This is a genomic window from Neorhizobium sp. DAR64862/K0K3 (genome assembly GCF_050500185.1).
GTDB lineage: Bacteria > Pseudomonadota > Alphaproteobacteria > Rhizobiales > Rhizobiaceae > Neorhizobium > Neorhizobium soli.
In genome coordinates this window covers 123,268-144,625 of record NZ_CP191450.1, presented here as the reverse complement: position 1 = coordinate 144,625, position 21,358 = coordinate 123,268, and the positions used below count along the sequence as shown (strand labels likewise).

At 59.4% G+C, this 21,358-nt stretch carries 17 protein-coding genes and 1 pseudogene; 13 read left to right on the top strand and 5 right to left on the bottom strand.

All coding sequences use genetic code 11. From position 1 onward, the window contains the following. The first annotated feature begins 302 nt into the window (after positions 1-302). Positions 303-2,078, top strand: a complete 1,776-nt coding sequence (locus ACQY1L_RS17600) for a sensor domain-containing phosphodiesterase (protein WP_430262086.1) — start codon at positions 303-305, stop codon at positions 2,076-2,078. Positions 2,079-2,375: 297 nt separating this feature from the next. Here ACQY1L_RS17600 and ACQY1L_RS17595 read toward each other — a convergent pair whose 3' ends face one another. Beyond that, positions 2,376-3,569, bottom strand: coding sequence for a diguanylate cyclase domain-containing protein (locus ACQY1L_RS17595; protein WP_430246051.1), 1,194 nt, complete (start codon positions 3,567-3,569; stop codon positions 2,376-2,378). Between the two features lie 450 nt (positions 3,570-4,019). Here ACQY1L_RS17595 and ACQY1L_RS17590 point away from each other — a divergent pair. Then, a pseudogene (locus tag ACQY1L_RS17590) lies at positions 4,020-4,392 on the top strand (transposase); the annotation flags it as partial. A gap of 397 nt (positions 4,393-4,789) precedes the next feature. Here ACQY1L_RS17590 and ACQY1L_RS17585 read toward each other — a convergent pair. Continuing rightward, positions 4,790-6,646 (bottom strand): sigma 54-interacting transcriptional regulator, encoded by a 1,857-nt coding sequence (locus ACQY1L_RS17585; protein WP_430245147.1) that lies wholly within the window; start codon positions 6,644-6,646, stop codon positions 4,790-4,792. A 156-nt stretch (positions 6,647-6,802) separates the two neighbouring features. Between ACQY1L_RS17585 and ACQY1L_RS17580 the strand changes: the two genes are divergently transcribed. The 11 genes from ACQY1L_RS17580 to ACQY1L_RS17530 all read left to right on the top strand — a co-directional run bounded on the left by ACQY1L_RS17580 (position 6,803) and on the right by ACQY1L_RS17530 (position 18,080). Beyond that, positions 6,803-8,176: a CmpA/NrtA family ABC transporter substrate-binding protein gene (locus ACQY1L_RS17580; RefSeq protein WP_430245145.1), complete on the top strand. Its 1,374-nt coding sequence runs from the start codon at positions 6,803-6,805 to the stop codon at positions 8,174-8,176. Further along, positions 8,176-9,015: a nitrate ABC transporter permease gene (gene ntrB / locus ACQY1L_RS17575; RefSeq protein ID WP_430245143.1), complete on the top strand. Its 840-nt coding sequence runs from the start codon at positions 8,176-8,178 to the stop codon at positions 9,013-9,015. The genes ACQY1L_RS17580 and ntrB overlap by 1 nt, the downstream gene beginning before the upstream one ends. A 5-nt stretch (positions 9,016-9,020) precedes the next feature. Then, entirely contained in the window at positions 9,021-9,926 is a 906-nt protein-coding gene (locus ACQY1L_RS17570) for an ABC transporter ATP-binding protein (RefSeq protein ID WP_430245141.1), read from the top strand. 31 nt (positions 9,927-9,957) lie between these two features. Beyond that, complete coding sequence (gene cynS / locus ACQY1L_RS17565) at positions 9,958-10,440, top strand: cyanase (protein ID WP_430245139.1); 483 nt, start codon at positions 9,958-9,960, stop codon at positions 10,438-10,440. Positions 10,441-10,493: 53 nt separating this feature from the next. After that, the gene (locus ACQY1L_RS17560) at positions 10,494-10,952 is read left to right on the top strand and encodes a DUF1348 family protein (protein WP_430245137.1); all 459 of its coding nucleotides are present in this window, start codon (positions 10,494-10,496) and stop codon (positions 10,950-10,952) included. 64 nt (positions 10,953-11,016) lie between these two features. Continuing rightward, entirely contained in the window at positions 11,017-12,639 is a 1,623-nt protein-coding gene (locus ACQY1L_RS17555; RefSeq protein ID WP_430245135.1) for an ABC transporter substrate-binding protein, read from the top strand. Next, complete coding sequence (locus tag ACQY1L_RS17550) at positions 12,639-13,586, top strand: ABC transporter permease (RefSeq protein WP_430245133.1); 948 nt, start codon at positions 12,639-12,641, stop codon at positions 13,584-13,586. Before ACQY1L_RS17555 ends, ACQY1L_RS17550 begins: the two co-directional genes overlap by 1 nt. Next, positions 13,586-14,476 (top strand): ABC transporter permease, encoded by an 891-nt coding sequence (locus ACQY1L_RS17545; protein WP_430245131.1) that lies wholly within the window; start codon positions 13,586-13,588, stop codon positions 14,474-14,476. Before ACQY1L_RS17550 ends, ACQY1L_RS17545 begins: the two co-directional genes overlap by 1 nt. Continuing rightward, positions 14,473-15,420 (top strand): ABC transporter ATP-binding protein, encoded by a 948-nt coding sequence (locus ACQY1L_RS17540; RefSeq protein WP_430245129.1) that lies wholly within the window; start codon positions 14,473-14,475, stop codon positions 15,418-15,420. The genes ACQY1L_RS17545 and ACQY1L_RS17540 overlap by 4 nt, the downstream gene beginning before the upstream one ends. Further along, positions 15,417-16,439, top strand: a complete 1,023-nt coding sequence (locus ACQY1L_RS17535; protein WP_430245127.1) for an ABC transporter ATP-binding protein — start codon at positions 15,417-15,419, stop codon at positions 16,437-16,439. The genes ACQY1L_RS17540 and ACQY1L_RS17535 overlap by 4 nt, the downstream gene beginning before the upstream one ends. A gap of 54 nt (positions 16,440-16,493) precedes the next feature. Then, entirely contained in the window at positions 16,494-18,080 is a 1,587-nt protein-coding gene (locus ACQY1L_RS17530; RefSeq protein WP_430245125.1) for a gamma-glutamyltransferase family protein, read from the top strand. A 357-nt stretch (positions 18,081-18,437) separates the two neighbouring features. Here the strand turns inward: ACQY1L_RS17530 and ACQY1L_RS17525 are convergent, their stop codons facing one another. The 3 genes from ACQY1L_RS17525 to ACQY1L_RS17515 are packed head-to-tail and all read right to left on the bottom strand — an operon-like array spanning position 18,438 to position 21,341. Then, positions 18,438-19,256, bottom strand: coding sequence for a bifunctional allantoicase/(S)-ureidoglycine aminohydrolase (locus ACQY1L_RS17525; RefSeq protein ID WP_430245123.1), 819 nt, complete (start codon positions 19,254-19,256; stop codon positions 18,438-18,440). Then, positions 19,253-19,915: a flavin reductase family protein gene (locus ACQY1L_RS17520; protein WP_430245121.1), complete on the bottom strand. Its 663-nt coding sequence runs from the start codon at positions 19,913-19,915 to the stop codon at positions 19,253-19,255. The genes ACQY1L_RS17525 and ACQY1L_RS17520 overlap by 4 nt, the downstream gene beginning before the upstream one ends. 1 nt (position 19,916) lies before the next feature. After that, positions 19,917-21,341, bottom strand: a complete 1,425-nt coding sequence (locus ACQY1L_RS17515; RefSeq protein WP_430245119.1) for a M24 family metallopeptidase — start codon at positions 21,339-21,341, stop codon at positions 19,917-19,919. Between the last annotated feature and the right edge of the window lie 17 nt (positions 21,342-21,358).

Here is a 21,358-nt window from a genome sequence, read left to right as displayed (position 1 = left end):
TCGGTCTTTCCCGAACTGGGCAATGGGCTTTATCGGACGATCGGATATGCTCGCTGAGCGCTTCGCCGGTATCGGTTCCTCGAGCGGGTTCGACCCCTCCCGACTGAGTGGCGATGAAATCCATTCGCTGTTGAAAGAGCTCGCGATTGAGGAAGAGGCCGCTTAGGTTTCTGATGGTAAGAAAGCGACTGCCATGACGATCTCAATATAAGCTATTTCGAGCATACGCACAGAGTTCGAAAGCTTAGTTTATTCATATCTCAATTCTTTTACCGCACTAGGTAATCCCGGGAGTGCAAGCCTTGGATGAACGTCAGATGATCAAAATAGAAGAGGCTAATCGTCTCGATGCTTTGTACAACCTCGATTTGCTGGACACACCAGTAAGCGAGAGCTTTGATCGCATCACAAGGATGGCGAGCCTAATATTCAATCTCCCGATCGCAGCTGTCTCCTTAACCGACGTTGATCGGCAGTGGTTTAAGTCTCGTGTCGGCGTTGATCATCAAACCATACCCAGAGATCGAGCCCCCTGTGCCCAGGTTGCTGAAAGCACCGAGGTCCTGGTGATCCCAGATATGGCGAAGGATGATTGTTACAAGTACAGCCCGCTTGGCAAAAGTGGCATACGCTTCTACGCCGGGGCCCCCTTGGTCACCCGCGACGGGTTTGGGCTCGGGGCGCTGTGTGTTCTCGGGACATTGCCCCGAGAAACAACCACCGAAGAAATTGCATCACTGACGGACCTTGCAGCCATGGTCATGGCACAGATCGAGTTGCAACATGCCTTCGGACGCATCGATCCGATAAGCGGCTTACCGAACAGAACACAGTTTTTGGACGACATCAGTGACATCGGGCAGGATAATACCGGCGACATGCAGCGGTTTGCGGTTCTCATAGACCTGGCCGAAACCAAACAGATCGACCACCTGTCTCGTGTGCTTGGTCCTGCGGAGATTGATAGAGGCGTCAGGGAAGCCGCACGGTTCTTGAGGATGAGATTGGATGGACGCACTGCCTATCATATTTCGGCAACTCAGTTCGCGGTCGTAACGACCGAACGCGTCCGGGAAAAGTGCATCGATGATGTCACTGCCCTGCTTCTGGGACTGCAAGCGGCTTTAAGCTTCCAGTTCATGATGACACCCGTTGCAGGCATGGCGCCATTTGGTTCTGGTATTGATCCGGATGACCTCTTGAGGGCTATGGGTAGCGCTGCTCAAGATGCGCGCCTGAACGGCATGCAGGTTGATGTTTTCTCAGCCGAAAGCGATGACAGACACCGTCGCAGTTTCAGGTTGCTACAGGATTTTGATTCAGCTTTACTGGCTGAGGGGCAATTGTCGCTGGTATTCCAGCCGCGCCTCTCACTTGCGACCGGGCAGTGCGTCGCACCTGAAGTGCTTTTGCGCTGGTACCACCCTGAACTGGGGAGCATATCTCCAGGGGAGTTCGTCCCTATTATTGAGAGCTCGACGCACGTCAGAGATATGACCAGCTGGGTTCTTGATACGGCGCTTCGTCAGGTACGCTCGTGGATAAAACAAGGACTGACGGTCCCTATATCTGTCAACGTCTCGGCGGCAAATCTGGAAGAAGAGGACTTTGTAGAACGGGTGATCGTAGCGCTGCTTCGCTACGGCATCCATCCATCGCTCCTTGAATTGGAAGTCACCGAAAGCGCGGTAATGAAGGATGCGGGCGCTGCATTGCAGAAATTGCAGGCTTTGGCCGACGCCGGCATTACCCTTTCGATCGATGACTTCGGAACCGGCTACAGCAGTTTATCATACCTCCAAAGGTTGCCCACGACGGTCGTGAAGATTGACCAGTCGTTTGTCAGAAATCTTGACGTTGGAGAGCGTGACGAAAGTCTCGTCCCCTCAATGATCGCGCTATCTCATGACCTCGGCTATCGGGTTGTGGCAGAAGGCGTTGAAACGGCTCAGGCAGCGGATGCATTGACGGACATGGGCTGTGATGAAGCACAAGGATATCTCTACTCAAAACCGCTAACCGCGCGATCCTTCCAACATTGGTTCTTGTCCAGGACAGAACCTGCCAAGGTTGCGTAAGATGATTGCGGAACTTCTCACGAGCACAATTCACAAGCAAACGCACTACAGGCAGGCAACGCCCCACCAGACGACCGCGGCCCCGATACCTAGATCGCTGCACCACACGTGCAAGATGCGCAAACATAAAAGATGACCGTTGGTATGATACAGACTTTTTACCGGCCATGCTCGTAGCGATGATGCAAAGCCCTTTTGGGCCCTACGCGTCAGGACTATTCACAAAACATCTACGCACGGAGTATCAACTGCGCGCGTATGCATTTCTAATGGCGCCCTCAGTCGGGTAAGCATTGATTATTCATATCGAGGCACAGCTAGAGCTCGTGTCGGGCTGGGCAGAGCGTAGTCGTTGCTCGCTATCATGACCCTGTTTCGGCCTGAATGCTTCGCTTTGTAGAGTGCCTCGTCAGCTCGGCGATAGGCTTCACTCAGTCCGTCAAAAGACTTGAGTGTCGAGATACCGAAACTGGCAGTGACCTGAAGGTCATCTGGAAGGCCAGGCAAGGCCATGGTTGCTGTGCGCAGCGTCTGAGCCACACGTACCGCGACTTCGATTTCCGTGTTAGGCAAGAACACCGCGAACTCCTCACCTCCTATGCGCCCGGACGCGGCATTTTCAGGAACCGATCTACTTAACATTCGTCCGAAACCCTGGATCACCAAGTCACCGACATGGTGGCCGTAAGCATCATTGATCCTTTTGAACCGATCGAGGTCGCAAAGGACAACGGCGTGCTTCCCTTCGGGATATTTCGCTAAGATCGAAGCGACACGCCGGTCAAGGCCCCGCCTGTTAGCCAGAGAGGAGAGCATGTCGCCCTCTGAATTGCTCCTCTCGTCTGCCATGATATCCAACACAAGTGTGGTAAGAAGTGTTAGTCCGACAGCGACGACCAGCACAGCAGTCACGCCTTGTGAGATTATAGCGTAGTTTGTGTGAATGTAGTCCTTGGCCGTAGCACCAGACCCGACAAGCACGGCGAACCCCGCTTTCATCAAAAAATGAAAGCTGGTGAATAAAAGCAAGCCAGTAAGGAAGCGGTCAATTGCCTGACGCCTCTGCGATGTAAGGAGTGACCAGACGCTGAGGAGAAATACGATCGCGAACGGGCTTTGGTACAAGACAGCTTGCGTCATGCTTCCACGAGGTAAGTCGTATATGGCGCAAGACAACCCAAGGCACGCAAGTACAAATCCTAGAACTGCCAACGTGTTTGGCCGATGCCCGTGAAGACGACAGATGCCAACCGCAAGCAGTACCATCCCAACTAGCAAGGTCGAAAAAGCGCCAAGCGCCCAGAACTTCGTCATCGACGCGTAAGCCACCAACAGCTCACAGATCGCTGAGAGAGAAGCGACACCGAATCCTGCTGCCAGCCATAGCGTAGCTATTCGAGAGCGGCTGCGGGTTGCAACGGCAACAAATACCGTACTGAACGATACGGCTATAATAAAATTCACTGCTAGAAAGAAAGCTGCGCCGTTCATGTTTGTCACTATCAAAGTTCCGCGCGCACAACTCGCACTAGCGTTAGACATAACAAAGAAAGGTAAAAGCATGGTAAGTCCTTCGCCATTGTAGGACGATGCAGTGGGGGACCGACCAGTGTAGTCTTGCCCATCGATGGCGGATATCTAATCGACTGAAGGAAGTCGGCATGTTTCAGCCGCTTGGTGTGACTTTGGGTTTGCAGCATCAAGCGCAAACCTGGCGCGGCGCGAAAGTCGAACGTGCCGTACACGCGCGGCCAAGATCGTTTCGTCGCAAGGGTCAGATTTTTTTGGTGGCGCCGCGGCAAACGCCTGATGCCAATCTACGTACTCAGCGTTTCGCGTCTTCCTTTTCTATTTGCAACAGTTTAATAATATTCCATGACTACCTGCTATCGGCGGGCACACCGCCGCCGGCACGCCACCCACCCTTTGAGATCTGGATAGAAGTCCCGGCGCAGCTGGCGAAAGCTGCACCTGGCTGTCGATGCCAATAGTGGCGAGATCATTGCACATAGTTTGACAGATCAGGAAACCGGCGATGCCTCGCAGCTGGAGCCGTTGCTGGATGAGATCGACCAGCTAACGGCTGATGGAGCTTATGATGGCACTCCAACCTACGAATCTGTCCTGCGTCACAGTTCCGGCGCAAGGGTCGTCATTCCACCGCGCTCGAAGGCGGTTGAATGGATCAACGCCCAAGCGCCCTGCCAGAGAGACGAACACTTAGCATCTATGCAGGCAGATCGTCGGCTAAATTGGCAGACGAGCTTTGGTTGAAACCGCGATGGGTCGATACAAGAGCGTCATCGGCCCGCGGGCCCTTTACCGTTGAACAAGCCATTGCGGAGCCGCCAATGCTGACGAGTGGCTGCGCGAAATCCCCCTAAGATCATTTGGGATTCAAGCGTCACCGGCGCCGAAGTCGATCCCGACCATCCCCTCGTTGCCGCCACGCGATTGTCGGTGCTGGCCGTCTCAGGACAAGACCCCTGGATCAACCCGATGCATACCGGGAGCGACATCCGAAACCCGATTGTCCAGAAAGGGATTCCGACAAGCGGTCTTGGACCGCTCTGCGCAGACCTCAGCCGGAATGGGGGGCAGACGAATGGGTCAGCGCCGATGATCACGTGCGGTTCGTAGCAGCCACAGCTGCCATCATTGCTCAGTGGTGCGGTTGTTGTACGCTCTTAACTGGCGACAGCAGTCTCGTCTCAAACAATCCCGAGTGCTTTCATTTTCGAGGCGAGGGTTGTCGGCTTCATGTCCAGGAGTTCGGCTGCGCCGCCTTTGCCTGAGACCTTGCCGCAGCGCTGCAGGGCATTGCTGATATTGTCCCTGTCGCGCTGTCGCATCTCGGCATCGGTGAGGACGGTTCCGCCGGGATCTGACGGTCGAGGCTGCGCCTTGCGGAGCGCGGGTGCGTCCGGAAGGTCGAAATCCATGCGTCCCTGTCGTGACAGGATCGCTGCCCGTTCAATCACATTTTGCAGCTCGCGGACATTTCCCGGCCAGGCGTATCGCTGCAGCGTCTGGATGTTGGCGTTCGACAGGGTCAGTTCGCGGCGATGGGCGACGCTCTGACGTCCCACGAAATGCTGGGCGATGAGCGGAATGTCTTCTCGCCGGTCCCTGAGCGGCACGGATTCGATCGGGAACACCGCCAGACGGAAATAGAGGTCCTCGCGGAATTCCCGGTTTTGCACGGCTCGCTTCAGATCGAGATTGGTGGCCGCGATGATGCGGACATCGACCTTGCGGGTGCGCTCCTCGCCGACCCGTTCGAACTGGCCCTCCTGAAGGATACGCAAAAGCTTCCCCTGGAGTTCGGATGGGATTTCCCCGACCTCGTCGAGAAACAGCGTTCCACCGTCAGCCAGTTCGAAGCGACCGATTCGATCGCGCATTGCCCCGGTAAAGGCTCCCCTGACGTGGCCGAAAAACTCGCTCTCGAACAGCTCGCGCGGAATGGCAGCGCAGTTGACGCGGATCAGCGGCCGATCCTTGCGGCTGCTCGCCTCGTGGATGGCACGGGCAATGAGTTCCTTGCCCGTGCCTGATTCACCCGTGATCAGCACAGTGGCATCGGTCGGCGCAACCAGAGCAACCTGGCGCAGCGTCGCTTGGATGGCCTCGGAGCGTCCGACGATTCCGGCCGTATTGGTCTCGATACGGATTTCTTCCTGCAGATAGGCGTTTTCCAGTTCCAACCGCTGTCGCAACTGATCGACCTCAGTGAGCGCCAGATGCAGCTTCTTGTCCGCCTCCTTGCGCTCGCTGACATCCCGAAAGACGATGACCGCGCCGACGATGACGTTGCGATCACGGATAGGCGTCGAGGTATATTCCACCCACACCGGCGTACCATCCTTGCGCCAAAATACCTCATCGTGGACGCGGTGCACGGCGCCGTCGCTGAATGCCGCATAGATCGGACACTGGTCATGCGGATAATGGCTGCCGTCGGGTCGGGTGTGGTGGATGATCGTGTGGATGTCGCGGCCGGAAAGCTCCTCGGCCGTCCAGCCCAGGAGGCGCTCGGCGACTGGATTGACGAATGTGGTCTTGCCCTCGGCATTGACGCCGTAGATGCCTTCGCCGGCGGCGCGCAGGATCAACCGGTTCTCCCGCTCGATATCCCTGAACACCCGCTCGGCCCTTTGCCACTCGGTTAGACCTCCCCCCATGAAATCCTCGGCGGCATCGTCGATGGTACGGCGCTGTCTCTCGCCGAGATCCTCGATGATCAGCAGGATCAGGCGTCTGTCGGTACTCTTGTCGATCAGTGATCCGATACATTCCACATGCAGCTTGCGACCAAGCGCGTGGCGCGGGAGAAGCCGCGTCGTGCGGTAGGTACCTTTCGCGAGAACGGCCTGGGTAAAGACAATCAGTGTCGGCAGCTGCTCGGCGTGAAGATCGCTCACCTTCGTCTCGAGAAGGAGCGCGTGATCGTAGCCCAGCAGGCGACAGGCAGCGGCATTGGCGTCGACGATCGCATCCTGATCGGCATCGATGACGATCTGCGCCTGCGGCGACTGGTCGAACAAATCCTGGCGCAAGCTGAACATACGAAATCTCGTGACTGGGAATAACGAGATTTCGTTTATCACGAAAATTCGTCAGTTGGAAACATTCGTGAAACGCAAGCTTCTCTGCGTTTTGCCAGGTTCGGCAGGATCTGGCACGCGGCTTGCAAAGCTCCTCTGCAAAAAGGGAGCAGCACAATGTTCGACAATCCATTTGATGCCAAAACCGTATTGAAGTCGCATGGCTGCAGTTGCGGCCGTCACAGTAACGAGGCCGAGCACGCCTCTGCCATTCGCGCGACTGAGGTCGTCGATGGCAGCGAGAAGATGTATGAGAATGTTGTGGCTTCGGCGGTGCTGCGCGCGATGTTCCCGAGCGACGTCTCGCGTCGTGCCTTTCTGAAGGCAGTCGGCGGTGCGACGGCGGTCGCCGCGATATCGCAGGTGTTTCCGCTTTCCACAGCGACCGAGGCCTTTGCACAGACCGGCCCGCTCGAGAAATCCAAGCTCAAGGTCGGCTTTATCCCGATCACCTGCGCGACGCCGATCATCATGGCGCAACCGATGGGCTTCTATTCCAAGCAGGGCCTCGATGTCGAAGTGATCAAGACCGCGGGATGGGCGGTCATTCGCGACAAGACGATGAACAAGGAATATGACGCGGCCCATATGCTGTCGCCCATGCCGCTGGCGATCACCATGGGCATCGGCTCGAACCCGCAGGCCTATGCCGCGCCTGCGATCGAAAACATCAACGGTCAGGCGATCACGCTTGCCATGAAGCACAAGGATAGGCGCGATCCGAAGGACTGGAAAGGCTTCAAGCTCGCCGTCCCGTTCGACTACTCGATGCACAATTACCTGCTTCGCTACTATCTGGCAGAGCACGGGATCGATCCCGATGCAGATGTGCAGATCCGCGCCGTGCCGCCGCCGGAAATGGTTGCGAACTTGAGAGCTGAAAATATCGACGGCTTCCTCGGTCCTGACCCAATGAACCAGCGGGCGGTCTATGACGGGGTCGGGTTCATCCACCTGCTGACCAAGGAAATCTGGGACGGGCATCCCTGCTGCGCTTTCGCGGCGTCGAGCGAGTTCATCACGCAGATGCCGAATACCTACGCGGCGCTGCTGCGGTCGATCATTTCGGCCACCGCCTATGCGCATGATCCAAAAAACCGCAAGGAAATCGCCACCGCCATCGCGCCGGCAAACTATCTCAACCAGCCGGAAGTCGTTCTGGAGCAGATCCTCACCGGGACCTATGCGGATGGGCTGGGCAAGGTCATCCAGCAGCCTGGCCGGATCGATTTCGATCCGTTCCCGTGGCAGTCATTTGCCGTCTGGATCATGACGCAGATGAAGCGCTGGGGGCAGGTCAAGGGTGATATCGATTATGCCGGCATCGCAAACAAGGTGTTTCTCGCCACCGACACGGCAAAGCTGATGGCTGAAGTCGGGATGGTCCCTCCGAAGGAGACCACGAAGACATTCGTCGTGATGGGCAAGACCTTCGATCCCGCCACGCCGCAAGCCTATATCGACAGCTTCCCCATCCGGAAACTCAACTGATGCAGGCCTCTCTGACGGTAAGGGCAGGACTGCTCTCGGTTCTCATTCTGGGGGCATTCCTGGCGCTGTGGCAATTCTCCGTCATGGGGGTTGGCCAGACCACGGCGATGGATCCGGAATATGCGCGGCTGATGGGGCTGACGGCGACGACCGGAAAATCGGCCTTGCCGGGACCGATGGATGTCGGGCAGGCGCTCTGGGGGCACTTGAGCGATCCGTTCTATGACAATGGCCCCAATGACAAAGGGCTCGGCATCCAGCTGGCCTATTCCATCGGGCGGGTGTTGATCGGTTACAGTCTAGCGATCATCATGGCGATACCGCTCGGCTTCCTGATCGGCATGTCTCCGCTGATCAGCCGGGCCGTGGATCCATTCATCCAGATCCTCAAGCCGATCTCGCCATTGGCGTGGATGCCGCTGGCGCTTTACACGATCAAGGATTCAGCGCTTTCGGCGATCTTCGTGATCTTCATCTGCGCGATCTGGCCGATGTTGATCAACACCGCCTTCGGTGTCGCAGCGGTTCGTAAGGAATGGATCAACGTCGCCCGGACGCTGGAAGTCGGCACGATGCGGCGCGCTTTCACGATCATCTTGCCTGCGGCAGCGCCCACCATTCTGACCGGCATGCGCATCTCCATCGGCATCGCCTGGCTGGTGATTGTCGCTGCCGAAATGCTCGTGGGCGGAACCGGCATCGGCTACTTCGTCTGGAACGAGTGGAACAACCTTTCCATCACCAATGTCATCATCGCCATTCTGGTCATCGGTGTCGTTGGCATGGTCTTCGACATGGTGCTCGCGCGGCTGACGCGGCTCGTGACATTTCCGGAGTGAAGACAATGTCGAAATTCATCTCTCTCGAAGGCATTGCACGGCGCTACCCCGGCAAGGGGTCCGCAGCTCCGACTACCATCTTCGACAATCTCTGGCTCTCGCTCGACCGCGGCGAGTTCGGCTGTGTCATCGGCCATTCCGGGTGCGGCAAGACCACGGTGCTCAACATTCTGGCAGGGCTCGAAGGACCAGACGATGGCACTGTCATCGTCGATGGTGAGGTCTTATCGGGACCGAGCCTCGATCGCGCGGTGATTTTCCAGAGCCATGCCCTTCTGCCCTGGAAGACCGTGATGGGCAATATTGCCTATGCGGTCTCGTCGCGCTGGCCGCGATGGAGCGGAAAGGAGGTTCGCAACCACACGCAGACCTTTATCGATCTCGTGGGTCTGTCGGGTTCGGAGAACAAGCGACCTTCTGAACTGTCAGGCGGCATGAAACAGCGTGTCGGCATTGCGAGAGCCCTGTCGATCACACCGAAAATGCTTTTGATGGATGAGCCGTTCTCGGCGCTCGATGCCCTGACGCGGGGCACGCTGCAGGATGAGGTAAGACGCATCTGCCAGGAAACCGGCCAGACCTCGTTCATGATCACCCATGATGTCGACGAGGCGATCTATCTCGCCGACAAGATTTTCCTGATGACCAACGGTCCCGGCGCGGTCCTGGCCGAAGTCGTCCAGAACCCGCTGCCAAAGCAGCGCTCTCGCGTCGATCTGCACCGCAACGCCGACTACTACGCCATCCGCAATCACATCATCGATTTTCTGATTGCCCGCAGCAAAAGCTTTGCCGCCTCGACGGCGTCTTCGGGCGTCCGCCACGATCCGCGCAACGTCCCGATCACCAACCCGCGTGCAACCTCGTCCGAAGATGGTGCAGCGCTTATTTCCGCCGGTTTGGCGCACTGACGCCACCCCGTCGCATTCTAAGGAGAGACCCATGAAACGTGCCGACCTCACCGAAAAGCTGCTCGACATCAAACGCGACAATGGCTGGAGCTGGAAACATATTTGCGAAAAGATCGGCGGCTCTTCGGAAGTCCTGATCGTCGGCGCCATTCTCGGCCAGATGAAGCTTGCAAAGCCGCAGGCGGAAAACGCCCGCGAACTGTTCGGCCTGACGGATTCGGAAGTCCGCATGATCAACGAGACACCCATGCGCGGATCGCCGATGCCTCCGACGGATCCGCTGATCTACCGCTTCTATGAACTGGTCATGGTCAACGGCCCTGCCTGGAAGGCGCTGATCGAGGAGGAATATGGCGACGGCATCATGTCGGCGATCGACTTCGACATGGAGATCGAACGCGTGCCGAACCCCAGAGGCGACCGGGTGAAGTTCACCATGTCGGGCAAGTTCCTGCCCTTCAAATACTACGGTGCCTCAGGCAATGTGCCGGAATACGGTTACCGCGAGGAATAATTCGGCAGGGCGGGGCGCAAACAGCGTCCCGCCTTTTTTCATGGGAGCTTCGTATGAGCATCACACCGCCCTTCACGCGTGAAACCGCCATCGCCAAGGTCCGGCTGGCTGAAGACGGCTGGAACAGCCGCGATCCGCAAAAGGTGTCGCTCGTCTATACGGACGATAGCCAGTGGCGCAACCGTGCCGAGTTTCCACGCGGCCGGGCGGAAATCGTCGCGTTTCTCACGCGCAAATGGGCGCGCGAACTCGACTACCGGCTGATCAAGGAACTCTGGGCTTTCAGCGACGACCGCATCGCCGTGCGCTTTGCCTATGAGTGGCATGACGACAGCGGCCAGTGGTTCCGCTCCTACGGCAACGAGAACTGGGAGTTTGCCGCCGATGGCCTGATGGCCCGCCGGTTCGCATCAATCAATGACATGCCGATCCCGGAGAAAGACCGGAAGTTTTTCTGGCCATTGGGACGTCGCCCGGACGGACATCCTGCGCTTTCGGACCTCGACCTCTGATCCGGCAGTTGCACGCCGGCTTATGATTTCATGCCTGCCAACCATAAAAAGGGGAATTTCGACAATGGATAATGATCATAACAGCAGCGACGATCACCGCAGGATCCTCGAGGACCGCATCTCCGCCCAGCTCGGCCGACGTGCGCTTTTAAAGGGCGTTGCGGCCGGCGTCGTGGCAGTCGGGGCATCGAGCTTGCTTCCGCACATCGCATCGGCGCAGCAGAGCGGGCATCTCCGCATTGCCGCGATCAAGCATATCGATACGCTCGATCCGCACTTCACCTTCTTCCTGTCTGCGGTGCAGATCATCAACAACATCCATAACGGCCTGCTGAAGGTGACCTATGACGGCGAGACGGTCCGGTTCGAGCCGGATCTTGCGGCGTCCTGGGATCTGGAGGATGACCGCACCCATCTCTTCAAGCTGCGCCCGAACGTGAAATTTCACGACGGTACCGCCTGCGACGCGGAGGCGGTCAAGTTTTCACTGCTTCGCGTCAAGCAGGGCAAGCCGGTCTCTCCCCATGCCTGGAAGCTGGAACTTCTCCAGGAAGTCGAGGTGGTGGATCCACTAACCGTGCGGTTGCGCTTCTCGAAACCCTACGCATTCCTGCCGGTGGCCCTCACTGGATCAACCGGTCGCGCGGGTACCATCGTCAGCCCCGCAGCCGTCGCGAAATACGGCATGGACTATGGCCGCAATCCGGTCGGCACGGGCCCCTTCAAATTCGTCAGCTGGAAAGACAACGATTCCATCGAGCTTGCGGCCAATCCGGATTATTTCGAGAAGGGCATGCCCAAGCTGCAGCGTGCATCCTTCATGCTGATCGATGAGGCAAGCACGGCTCTCGCCGCTCTTGTGTCGGGACAGATCGATGGCATGACCGATTGCCCGATGCAGCTCGTCAACCAGGTGAAGAAGATCCCGACGCTGTCGCTCTATGGCGAGATCGAGGGCAACTACACCTATATTGGCATGAACAACAAATCGGCGCCCTTCAATGACGTCAACCTGAGACGTGCGGTTGCCTTCGCCATCGATCGCGATGCGATCATCAAGCAGGCCTATTTCGGTCTCGCAAAACAGGCCTTCAGCCCGATCTCGCCGCCCATGACGGGGTATTATGATCCCGACATTGCCAACACTGACCGCGGTCATCGGTTCGATCTCGCCAAGGCCAAGGAATTTCGCGCCAAGGCCCAAAACCAGGGCGAAATCGAAGTGACCTACATCATGGCAGAACGCGGCCCGGTCGGCACCCGTGTCGCACAGGTCGTGGCGCCGATGCTGGCCCAGATCGGCATCAAGGTGAAGCTCGAATTGCTCGAGCCGGCAGCCTGGGTCCAGCGCATGAAGGACGGCAATTTCCAGATGCTCGATTTCGACTGGGTGGCCGACCTCGACCCCGAGGAAACGATCTTCCCTGAATTCAAGACCGGCGGCTCCTGGAACTACTGGGGATGGGCAAGCCCCGAATTCGACCGCTTGTGCATCGAGGCGCAGACGGTCATCGACGTGCCCAAGCGTGCCGAACTCTACCGCAAGGCAGAGGACATCCTGATGGCGGATGCCCCGGTCGCCATGCTTGCGCATATGCCGATCTACAAGGTGTTCTCGAAAAAGGTGCAGGGCTTCAATTACATTCCCTGCGATCTCGTCAACCTGCACGGCGTGAGCAAGGTCTGATGCTGGCGCAGTCCGCCGCAAAAGTCTTCCAGACCGCGGTCGTCCTGCTCATCGTCTCGGTCGCCAGCTTCAGTCTTCTGAAGCTGGCACCGGGCGATCCGGTGGTGCTGATGCTGGGATCGGAATTCTCGCAGGAAAGCTACGATTCGCTGCAGCGAGAACTTGGCCTCGATCGCCCGGTCGTCCTGCAATATCTGACATGGCTCGGAAACTTCATCACCGGCGACTGGGGCACATCCTTCGTCAGCCGCGCAGACATCTTCAAGTTCGTCGTCACAGAGGCCTTGCCTGTCACCCTGACGCTGACGGCCTGTTCTATTCTGCTCGCGGTCGCGGTCGGCATTCCGCTCGGCGTTCTGGCCGCCGTCAGAAAGGACACGATCTGGGATACCGCGATTGCCGTCTTCGCGCTGACCGGATCGGCCTTCCCGTCCTTCTTCCTCGGCATCGTGCTCATCTGGTTCCTGGCCGTCCAGTTCGGCATCTTTCCGGTCATGGGCTTCGTCGCGCCCTGGGAAGATTTCTGGAGCGGCATGTACCACATGACGCTTCCGGCGCTGACGCTGTCGACCTATTTCATCGGCATGATCGTGCGCATCACGCGGTCGTCGCTGATCGATGTGATGGAGCAGCCCTTCATTGCTGCCGCCAAAGCGAGGGGCGAACCCCGCTGGCGGGTCATCTGGGTGCACGGCGTGCGCAACATCGCCATGCCGGTGGTGACCATGATCGGCCTGCAGCTGGGCGGCATCCTGCAGGGCGCCGTGCTGACCGAAACGGTGTTTTCGCTCCCCGGCATCGGCCAGATGCTGACCGATGCCGTGCTCGGGCGCGAATATACGCTCGTCCAGGCCGGCGTGATGCTGACGGCAACGATGTTCATTCTGATCAACCTGCTTGTCGATCTCTCCTATCCGCTGCTCGATCCAAGACTGAGGCAACGCTGATGGACGCGAACAAGACGCTTTATCCGGACCTCTCAGTTGCGCCAGCACGCATCGAACGACGTCGCAAAAGCATGTTCGTGCGGCGACCGTTCTTCACCATGGCCTTGCTGGTCACCGCCGGTTTTGCCGCCTGTGCCATCTTCGCGCCGCAGCTTGCGCCCTTCAGCCCCACCCAGCAGTCAATCGAGGCAATGATGGTGCCTCCGGACGGCGTCCATCTGCTGGGCACGGATAGTTACGGCCAGGATATTTTGAGCCGCATCATCTATGGAACGCGATACGCGCTCCTGATCGGTCTCGTCTCCGTCGTTCTCGGCGCCGTCGGTGGCCTTGTGCTTGGCCTTGCGGCTGGCCTTTCGTCCGGCAAGACCGAATGGTTGCTGTTGCGCGTGATCGATTCGATCCTCGCCCTGCCGTCACTCATCCTTGCCGTGGCATTCATCGCGATCCTCGGACAGGGCGTCGACAAGGTGATCATTGCTGTCGCACTTTCGCTGATCGGTCCGTTCGCCCGCACCGTCCGCTCCGACGTGCTGCAGGTCAAGGTGCAGCTTTTCGTCGAGGCGGCGGGGCTGATGAGCATTCCGCGCTTCACCATCATTGTCAGGCACATCCTGCCAAACGTTCTGTTTCCGCTTCTCGTTCAGGTGACGGTGCGGATCTCGGAAGCGATTCTCGTTTCGTCGTCGCTCTCCTTTCTCGGCATCGGCGTGACCCCGCCCACGCCCGACTGGGGGCTGATGATTGCCGAGGGAAGAAGCTTCGTCAGCTTCGCCGCCTGGATGTCCGGCATGCCGGGCCTGGCGCTGGCTCTGCTTCTGATCGCGCTGTCGATCGTCGGCGACGCGGTGCGCGAAGAATTCGATCCCAAACTGAGGTCAAGCCAATGAACGCGCTGCTGCTCGACGTCAAAGGCCTGACCCTTCACCGCGGCACCAAGCGGATCCTCGACGACGTCTCGCTCTCGATCGGTCGCGGCGAGACCTTGGCGCTGGTCGGAGAAAGCGGTGCCGGCAAGTCGACGATCGCGATCGCCCTGATGGGGCTGATCGATGGCGCCGATGCCCGGATCGAGGGCGAGGCGAAACTCGATGGCGACACCGATCTCATCGGCATGCGCGAGAAGGACTGGTCGCGGTTGCGCGGCAGGCGCCTGTCGATGGTTTTCCAGGATGCCGGTGCAGCACTCAATCCCTGCTACACGGTCGGTAGCCAGCTGTCTTCCGTCCTGCGCCGCAATCTCCGCCTGTCGCGATCGGACGCTGCCGAGAAGGCCTTGGCGCTGATGGAAAGCGTCGGCATCAACGACGCGAAGGCAAGGATGTCAGCCTATCCGCACCAGCTGTCCGGCGGCATGCAGCAAAGGGTGATGGTTGCCATTGCTCTCGCCTGCAATCCGGATCTTCTGTTTGCCGACGAGCCGACCTCGGCTTTGGATGTAACGATCCAGGCCCAGATCATCAGGCTGATCCTCGATCAGACGAGGGCGCGGGGCGCGAGCTGCATCTTCGTGCTTCACGATCTTGCGCTGGCAAGCCAGTCCTGCGACCGGATCATCGTTCTCTATGCGGGACAGGTGATGGAGGCGGGGCGCTGCGACGTCGTTCTGCAGCAGCCATTGCATCCCTATACCCGCCTGCTCAAGTCCTGCGTCGTGGAAATCGGGACAGACGATCTCGATCCGCCGTCGGGGAGCGTTCCCTCCTATGACGCCATGCCCTCGGGCTGCCGGTTTTCGACGCGGTGTCCGCGCGTGCAACCCCGATGCATCGAGGAGCGCCCTCCGCTCCTGCAGACCAAAGGACGTGACCTCGCGTGCTGGAATCCGGAATGACGATGATGGCAGAGATGACAACGATGCTTAAGCCGGATCGCGGCGACACGCTGTTTGAGCTTCTGGACGTGCAGAAACTCTACGAGGTTCGGCGTTCCGATCGCTTCTGGAACCGCGAGACGAGATCGCTTGCCGCCCTCGACGGCGTCCGGTTGCGGATTAACCAGGGCGTCAGCATGGCGCTGGTCGGCGAAAGCGGATCGGGCAAATCGACGCTTCTGCGCGTCCTCCTCGGTCTTGCCGAACCGAGCCAGGGGCTGGCGCTTTATCGCGGCAAGCCGGTCACTGCGATGCGGGCCGCGGGAACTGATTTCGCCCGCGAAGTCGCCATGGTCTACCAGGATGCGCGTGCCTCGCTCAATCCGCGCATGACAGTCGGCCAGCTCATCGCCGAGCCGCTCCGGCATTGCAACATCTGTCCGGAGGCGGAGATCGGCGAACGTGTGGCATCGCTTCTGGCGCGGGTGGGTCTGGCGACGGATGTCGCCGGCCGCTATCCGGCGGCCATGTCGGGCGGCCAGATCCGCCGCGTCGCGATCGCTCGGGCGCTTGCCTCCAACCCGACGGTTCTGGTGGCAGACGAAGCGGTTTCCGGCCTCGACGTCTCCACCCAGGCGCAGCTGCTCAACCTGTTGAGGAAGCTCCGGCGCGAGATGAACCTGACGCTCGTATTCATCACCCACGATCTCGGCGTGGCAAGCTATCTCTGCGATGAGATCGCCATCATGTATCTCGGGCGGATCGTCGAGACCGGGCCTACAAAAGAAGTGCTGGCCAGTCCCGCCCATCCCTATTCACGCGCGCTTAGGCATTCGGCTCCGGAATTCTTCGAGCCGATCTCCGATCCGCTTCCCGGTGAAATTCCAAGCCCGCTCGACCTTCCTCCCGGTTGCAGGTTTGCCGGTCGCTGCACTATCGTGCAATCCGATTGCCTGATCGAGGATCCGGTTCTCATGCGGCAGACACCCCGAAGGTCTGCCGCCTGCTATCATCCTCTTTCCCGACCCGATGAAGTTTAGACCAGTAGACGTTGAGGCCGCGTTTTAGGGCCGTCAGTGAAATGAAGGAATGACATGTCTGATTTCGATTTCTTTTCCGCAAGGCGCCCATCGACCTTGGCGACCGGCGCGATGATTGCCACCTCGCATCCGCTTGCCACGGCAGCCGGCCTGGAAGTCCTGCAGGATGGCGGCAATGCCGTCGACGCAGCCATTGCGGCAGTCTCTGTTCAATGCGTCGTCGATCCCCTGATGACCGGTATCGGTGGCGACTGCTTTGCGCTCTACGCACCTGCAGGCGGCACGGTGACGGCGCTGAACGGCTCGGGCCGTACGCCTGCCGCGGCCTCGGTGGCAGCACTCGCGAACCTCGGCTTGACCGGCGAAATTCCACAGAGCAGCCCGCATTCGGTCACCGTACCCGGCGCAATCTCCGCCTGGTGCCGTCTCCACACCGACCATGGAACGCTGCCGCTTGAGCGGCTGTTCATGCGCGCCATTGGATACGCACGAGCAGGCTTTCCCGTGACGCCGCGCGTTGCGATGGACTGGAAGGGCAACGAGACTGTCATCGCCGGCGACAGCCACGCCGCTGCGGTGTTTCTGCCCGAAGGCAAGGCGCCAGGCGTCGGCGCTGTCATCCGCCAGCCGCTTCTGGCAGACCGACTCGAAGAGATCGCCGCTGGTGGTGCTGCCGCCTTCTACGAAGGGAAAACGGCGCAAAAGATGGTTTCCCATCTGCAGTCGCTCGGCGGCCTGCACACGCTGGAGGATTTCGCAGCCGGCAAGGACGGCGCGAACTGGGTCGATCCGGTCAGCGCCAGCTACAAGGGTTTCGACGTCCATGAATGCCCGCCGAACGGACAGGGGCTGGCGGCCCTTCTGATCCTCAAGATCGTCGAAGGCTTCGATCTCGCCGCCATGGGCGAGGCGGATCGGATCCATGTGCAGGCCGAGGCGACCAAGATCGCCTATCATCACCGCGACGCCCTGATTGCCGACCCCGATCATTGCGAAGGCGTTGCGGAACGGCTGCTGTCCGATGAAGTCGTTGCGACGCTCCGCAGCCGGATCGATATGAAGAAGGCACTGCCGCCGGTTCTGTGGGACGAGCCCGAGCACAAGGACACGATCTATCTCTGCGTCGTCGATACGCAGGGCAACGCCATTTCCTTTATCAACTCGATCTTCCACCCCTTCGGCTCGACGCGTCTCGACCCGGAAACCGGCGTGCTGTTCCACAGCCGCGGCGCGTCTTTCCGGCTGATCGAGGGGCATCCGAACGCGATCGGCCCGTCGAAGCGCCCGATGCACACGATCATTCCCGGCATGGTGACGCAGAATGGCAAGACTGTAATGCCGTTCGGCGTGATGGGCGGCCACTACCAGGCCGCAGGTCATGCCGCCTTCCTGTCGGGCGTGATCGACAGGGGGCTGGATCTGCAGGCTGCCATGGACGTGCCGCGCAGTTTCGGCTTCGGTGGCGTGCTGGAACTCGAGCCAACGGTTAGCGCGGCAGTGCAGGCGGATCTTCAAGCGAGGGGCCATGTGCTGAAGATCGTCACCAGCCCGATCGGCGGCAGTCAGGCCATCCGCATCCACGACGGCCTGCTTGAGGGTGGGTCGGACAGACGCAAGGATGGCATGGCGCTCGGGTTTTAACTCCAGCATCCGACATAGAGGTTACCCCACGATGGTGACAATGGCGCTCTGCAGCCGTCAATCCAATTTGCAAAAATTCAGCGGTGGCTCGCCCGCCTGCGGACTTGAGGTTATGGTCCGCAGGACGAAGAACTACCATTGCCAGCGGAGACGAAGTCTTCTGCCCGCGATCACGGTGCGTCTGAGATTTAAAAATATACTAGGAGATGATTTAGTTGAGGGGGCCTGAACGCATAAAGATTTGCAAATTCGAGTGCCTTGAACGGATATGAACCTCCAACCCGTCTTTTATGAGACAGCGATTTTTGTCTAACTCATTGTTTTTGCGAATACTGGTAGTCGAGTGCAATCCGACCTCTACAAATCCGGATGACGGTCGACGTCCTTGTAGAGAAGGTAGCGGAAGCGCCCCGGACCTCCGGCATAGCAGGCCTGGGGGCAGAAGGCGCGCAGCCACATGTAATCGCCGGCCTCGACTTCCACCCAGTCCTCGTTCAACCGATAGACGGCCTTTCCCTCGAGCACATAAAGCCCGTGCTCCATGACATGCGTTTCCATGAACGGAATGATGGTGCCTGGCTCGAAGGTGACGATGTTGAGATGCATATCGTAGCGCACGTCGGCCGGATCGATGAAGCGGGTGGTTGCCCAGCGACCCTCGGTATCGGGCATGGCGTGCATCACGCAATCGTCTTCGTGGGTGAAGATGGCCGGAGGCAGCTCCAGTCCGTCCACTACCTTGAACGCTTTGCGGACCCAGTGAAACCGGATCGGTGCCACACTTTCGTTGCGGAAGGCCCATTTCGCCCCGGCCGGCAAATAGGCGAAAGAGCCGGACCGCAGTTGGTAGTCGTGGCCGTCATAGGTGATCGTGCCCTTGCCTTCTACCACTAAGATCGCAGCCGAGGCCCGTCCATCAGGCTCGGGCCAAACGCTGCCGCCACCGGGCTTCACCTCCATGATGTACTGGGCGAAGGTCTCGGCAAAGCCGCTCAAGGGCCGCGCAATGATCCAGGCCCTGGTATTGTCCCAATGCGGCAAGACGCTGGTGACGATGTCGCTCATCACCGTCTTCGGGATCACCGCATAGGCTGTCTTAAAGACGGCCTTGCTGGAAAGGGTCTGGGTCTGCGGCGGGAGGCCGCCAACCTGCGAAAAGTATCGGCCGCTGCTCATTCTGCTGCCAACTTTTTAGCCGCCTTCCGGCTTTCCCATTCCTGCGGGCTGAGTGTCTTGATGTCGAACTGATCACGCGTCCTCGTATAGGTGTGCCCGCCCATGCGTCCGACGGCGTCCATGAGTTGCTGGTCGATATGCAGGTTCGACGGATTGACCGCGTCGCTGCGCACGTAGACGCCAAGCACCTCGCCGAGAATGATCTCACGGGCCGGACCGACCTGAAGGGTCGTGTGGCGGCGGCATTCCAGTGCGGCGGGTGCCGCCAGAATACGGGGGCTTCGCACCATCTCACCGGGAACGGTCGCGAGACCCGCCTCCTCCATCTCGTCCACCTCAGGACCGAACTTGATGGCGCAGACTTCCATCTGGTCGACCAGCGCAGTGTCGCAGATATGGACGGTGAATTCGCCGGTCTCGCGAATGTTGCGGGCTGTGTCCTTGAATCGCATGTCGGAATAATTCTCGACGCCGATCGCGACGATCGCCGGATCGTGGGTCAGGACGTTGAAGAAGCTGAAGGGACCGGCATTCGGCCGACCATCCTTGCTCACCGTCGTCACCAGCGCGATCGGGCGCGGGATCACGGTGCCGATCAGAAGCTTGTAGCGCTCCCGCTCATTGAGTTTTGCGAAATCGAAATGCGTATGCTCGGTCATGTCAGGCCTCGACTGCGATGCTGTGTGTTTCAAGCGGCGTGTGGCGGGAGAGGTTCTCGAAACCGTCTTTGGTCACGACATACGTGTCGCCGACATTGCAGCCGGCCGACAGTGGCTCAAGCCACTGCGTGTGCAGCACGAAGACCATCCCCTCCTCCATCCGGTCGTAGTTGTGAGAGGATATGTTGAAGCTGTTTTGCCCACCAGCCATACCGACCGAGTGACCCAGATTGGGGTTATGCGGCCCATGGGTCGCCGGGTAGACATGCATCAGCGTGCGGCCCTGGGCCTCCCAGTCGATGTTCTTCACATATTGGCGCGGGATCAGACGCGCGCTGCCATCATCCATCGGCGCCCAGTTGTAGGGCATGGTGCGGGCTTCGGGTGAGGACAGCATGCCGCGCTCGATCATCGGCTCGAAGGCGGCGTTGTTAACGTCACGCATCAGCGCTCCGGGCCGGATCAGCTTTTCGGCGCGTTTAACGCCCTCGGTACAGGCCGCCAGCACCTCTTCCTGCCGTTTGGTGATCTCTCCGACCGCGATCATGCGGGCTGTCTGGGCGGTGTAGCCCCGATAGGTGATGTTGGAGACGTAGAGATTGATAAGATCGCCCGGTCGCACGACATGGCCGTAAGGCTTGCCGCAATGGGTGCCGAACTCGTTGATGCCGATCTGGTAACCGTCGCCGGTCTCGCCGCCGAAGGAGAGCTGTGCTTGCGTGAAAGCGGCGTAGATCTCGTGGTCGGTGACACCGGGCTTCGCCACATGGTAGGCCGCCTGGGTGGCAATGCTGACGAGTTGGGCGGCGGCCCGGAACATTTCGATCTCGCGCGGCGAGCGCACCTTCTGCATCCGGTCGAGAATGGCGTTGTCGGCGACGAACTTGGCTCTGGGCATCAGCTCGTCGAGTCCTGCCCAGAAGGTCAGCGAGGTGCGGTCACCGATCCGGCCAATCTGCGCCTTCGCGAGGCCCATGCCGACCAGCAGTTCAGCGCATTTCTCCGCCGTCTTGATAACGCTGTCGCCGGGACGGTCGGCATATTCACGTCCGATCGGGCCGATCTGCCAGATATCCTCGACCAGAACAGGCTCGCCGCCCGGCGGCAGCAGTACAGACTGGGTGAAGAAGGACAAAAGCGTCAGCGGCTTGTCGCTGTCGGTCGGGATGATCAGCACGCCCTCGCGCATCCAGTCGCAGATGTAGCGCAGATAGTGGTTCGACGTGTGGAACCAGCCGACGCCTCCCGTGTGCACGATCAGCGCATCATGACCGGCCTCGACGGCTTGGCGACGAATACGGCGCAGGCGATCCTCGAACTCTTCGACCGGCAGCGGCAAGGGTGCTGAGAAATCGAAGTTCGGCTGGAAATCGGCAAGTAGAGATCCGACGCGATAGGCGCCTGCCGTGGTGGCTCGTATGGTCATTGGGTTTCCTTCCAGAA

What these genes read in the sequence shown, in the direction of transcription:
- ACQY1L_RS17545 (WP_430245131.1), top strand. Translation starts at nt 13,586, where the DNA reads ATGGACGCGAACAAGACGCTTTATCCGGACCTCTCAGTTGCGCCAGCA.
- ACQY1L_RS17580 (WP_430245145.1), top strand. Translation starts at nt 6,803, where the DNA reads ATGTTCGACAATCCATTTGATGCCAAAACCGTATTGAAGTCGCATGGC.
- ACQY1L_RS17595 (WP_430246051.1), bottom strand. Translation starts at nt 3,569, where the DNA reads ATGAACGGCGCAGCTTTCTTTCTAGCAGTGAATTTTATTATAGCCGTA.
- ACQY1L_RS17525 (WP_430245123.1), bottom strand. Translation starts at nt 19,256, where the DNA reads ATGAGCAGCGGCCGATACTTTTCGCAGGTTGGCGGCCTCCCGCCGCAG.
- ACQY1L_RS17530 (WP_430245125.1), top strand. Translation starts at nt 16,494, where the DNA reads ATGTCTGATTTCGATTTCTTTTCCGCAAGGCGCCCATCGACCTTGGCG.
- ACQY1L_RS17570 (WP_430245141.1), top strand. Translation starts at nt 9,021, where the DNA reads ATGTCGAAATTCATCTCTCTCGAAGGCATTGCACGGCGCTACCCCGGC.
- ACQY1L_RS17560 (WP_430245137.1), top strand. Translation starts at nt 10,494, where the DNA reads ATGAGCATCACACCGCCCTTCACGCGTGAAACCGCCATCGCCAAGGTC.
- ACQY1L_RS17520 (WP_430245121.1), bottom strand. Translation starts at nt 19,915, where the DNA reads ATGACCGAGCATACGCATTTCGATTTCGCAAAACTCAATGAGCGGGAG.
- ACQY1L_RS17550 (WP_430245133.1), top strand. Translation starts at nt 12,639, where the DNA reads ATGCTGGCGCAGTCCGCCGCAAAAGTCTTCCAGACCGCGGTCGTCCTG.
- ACQY1L_RS17540 (WP_430245129.1), top strand. Translation starts at nt 14,473, where the DNA reads ATGAACGCGCTGCTGCTCGACGTCAAAGGCCTGACCCTTCACCGCGGC.
- ntrB (WP_430245143.1), top strand. Translation starts at nt 8,176, where the DNA reads ATGCAGGCCTCTCTGACGGTAAGGGCAGGACTGCTCTCGGTTCTCATT.
- cynS (WP_430245139.1), top strand. Translation starts at nt 9,958, where the DNA reads ATGAAACGTGCCGACCTCACCGAAAAGCTGCTCGACATCAAACGCGAC.
- ACQY1L_RS17515 (WP_430245119.1), bottom strand. Translation starts at nt 21,341, where the DNA reads ATGACCATACGAGCCACCACGGCAGGCGCCTATCGCGTCGGATCTCTA.
- ACQY1L_RS17555 (WP_430245135.1), top strand. Translation starts at nt 11,017, where the DNA reads ATGGATAATGATCATAACAGCAGCGACGATCACCGCAGGATCCTCGAG.
- ACQY1L_RS17535 (WP_430245127.1), top strand. Translation starts at nt 15,417, where the DNA reads ATGACGATGATGGCAGAGATGACAACGATGCTTAAGCCGGATCGCGGC.
- ACQY1L_RS17585 (WP_430245147.1), bottom strand. Translation starts at nt 6,646, where the DNA reads ATGTTCAGCTTGCGCCAGGATTTGTTCGACCAGTCGCCGCAGGCGCAG.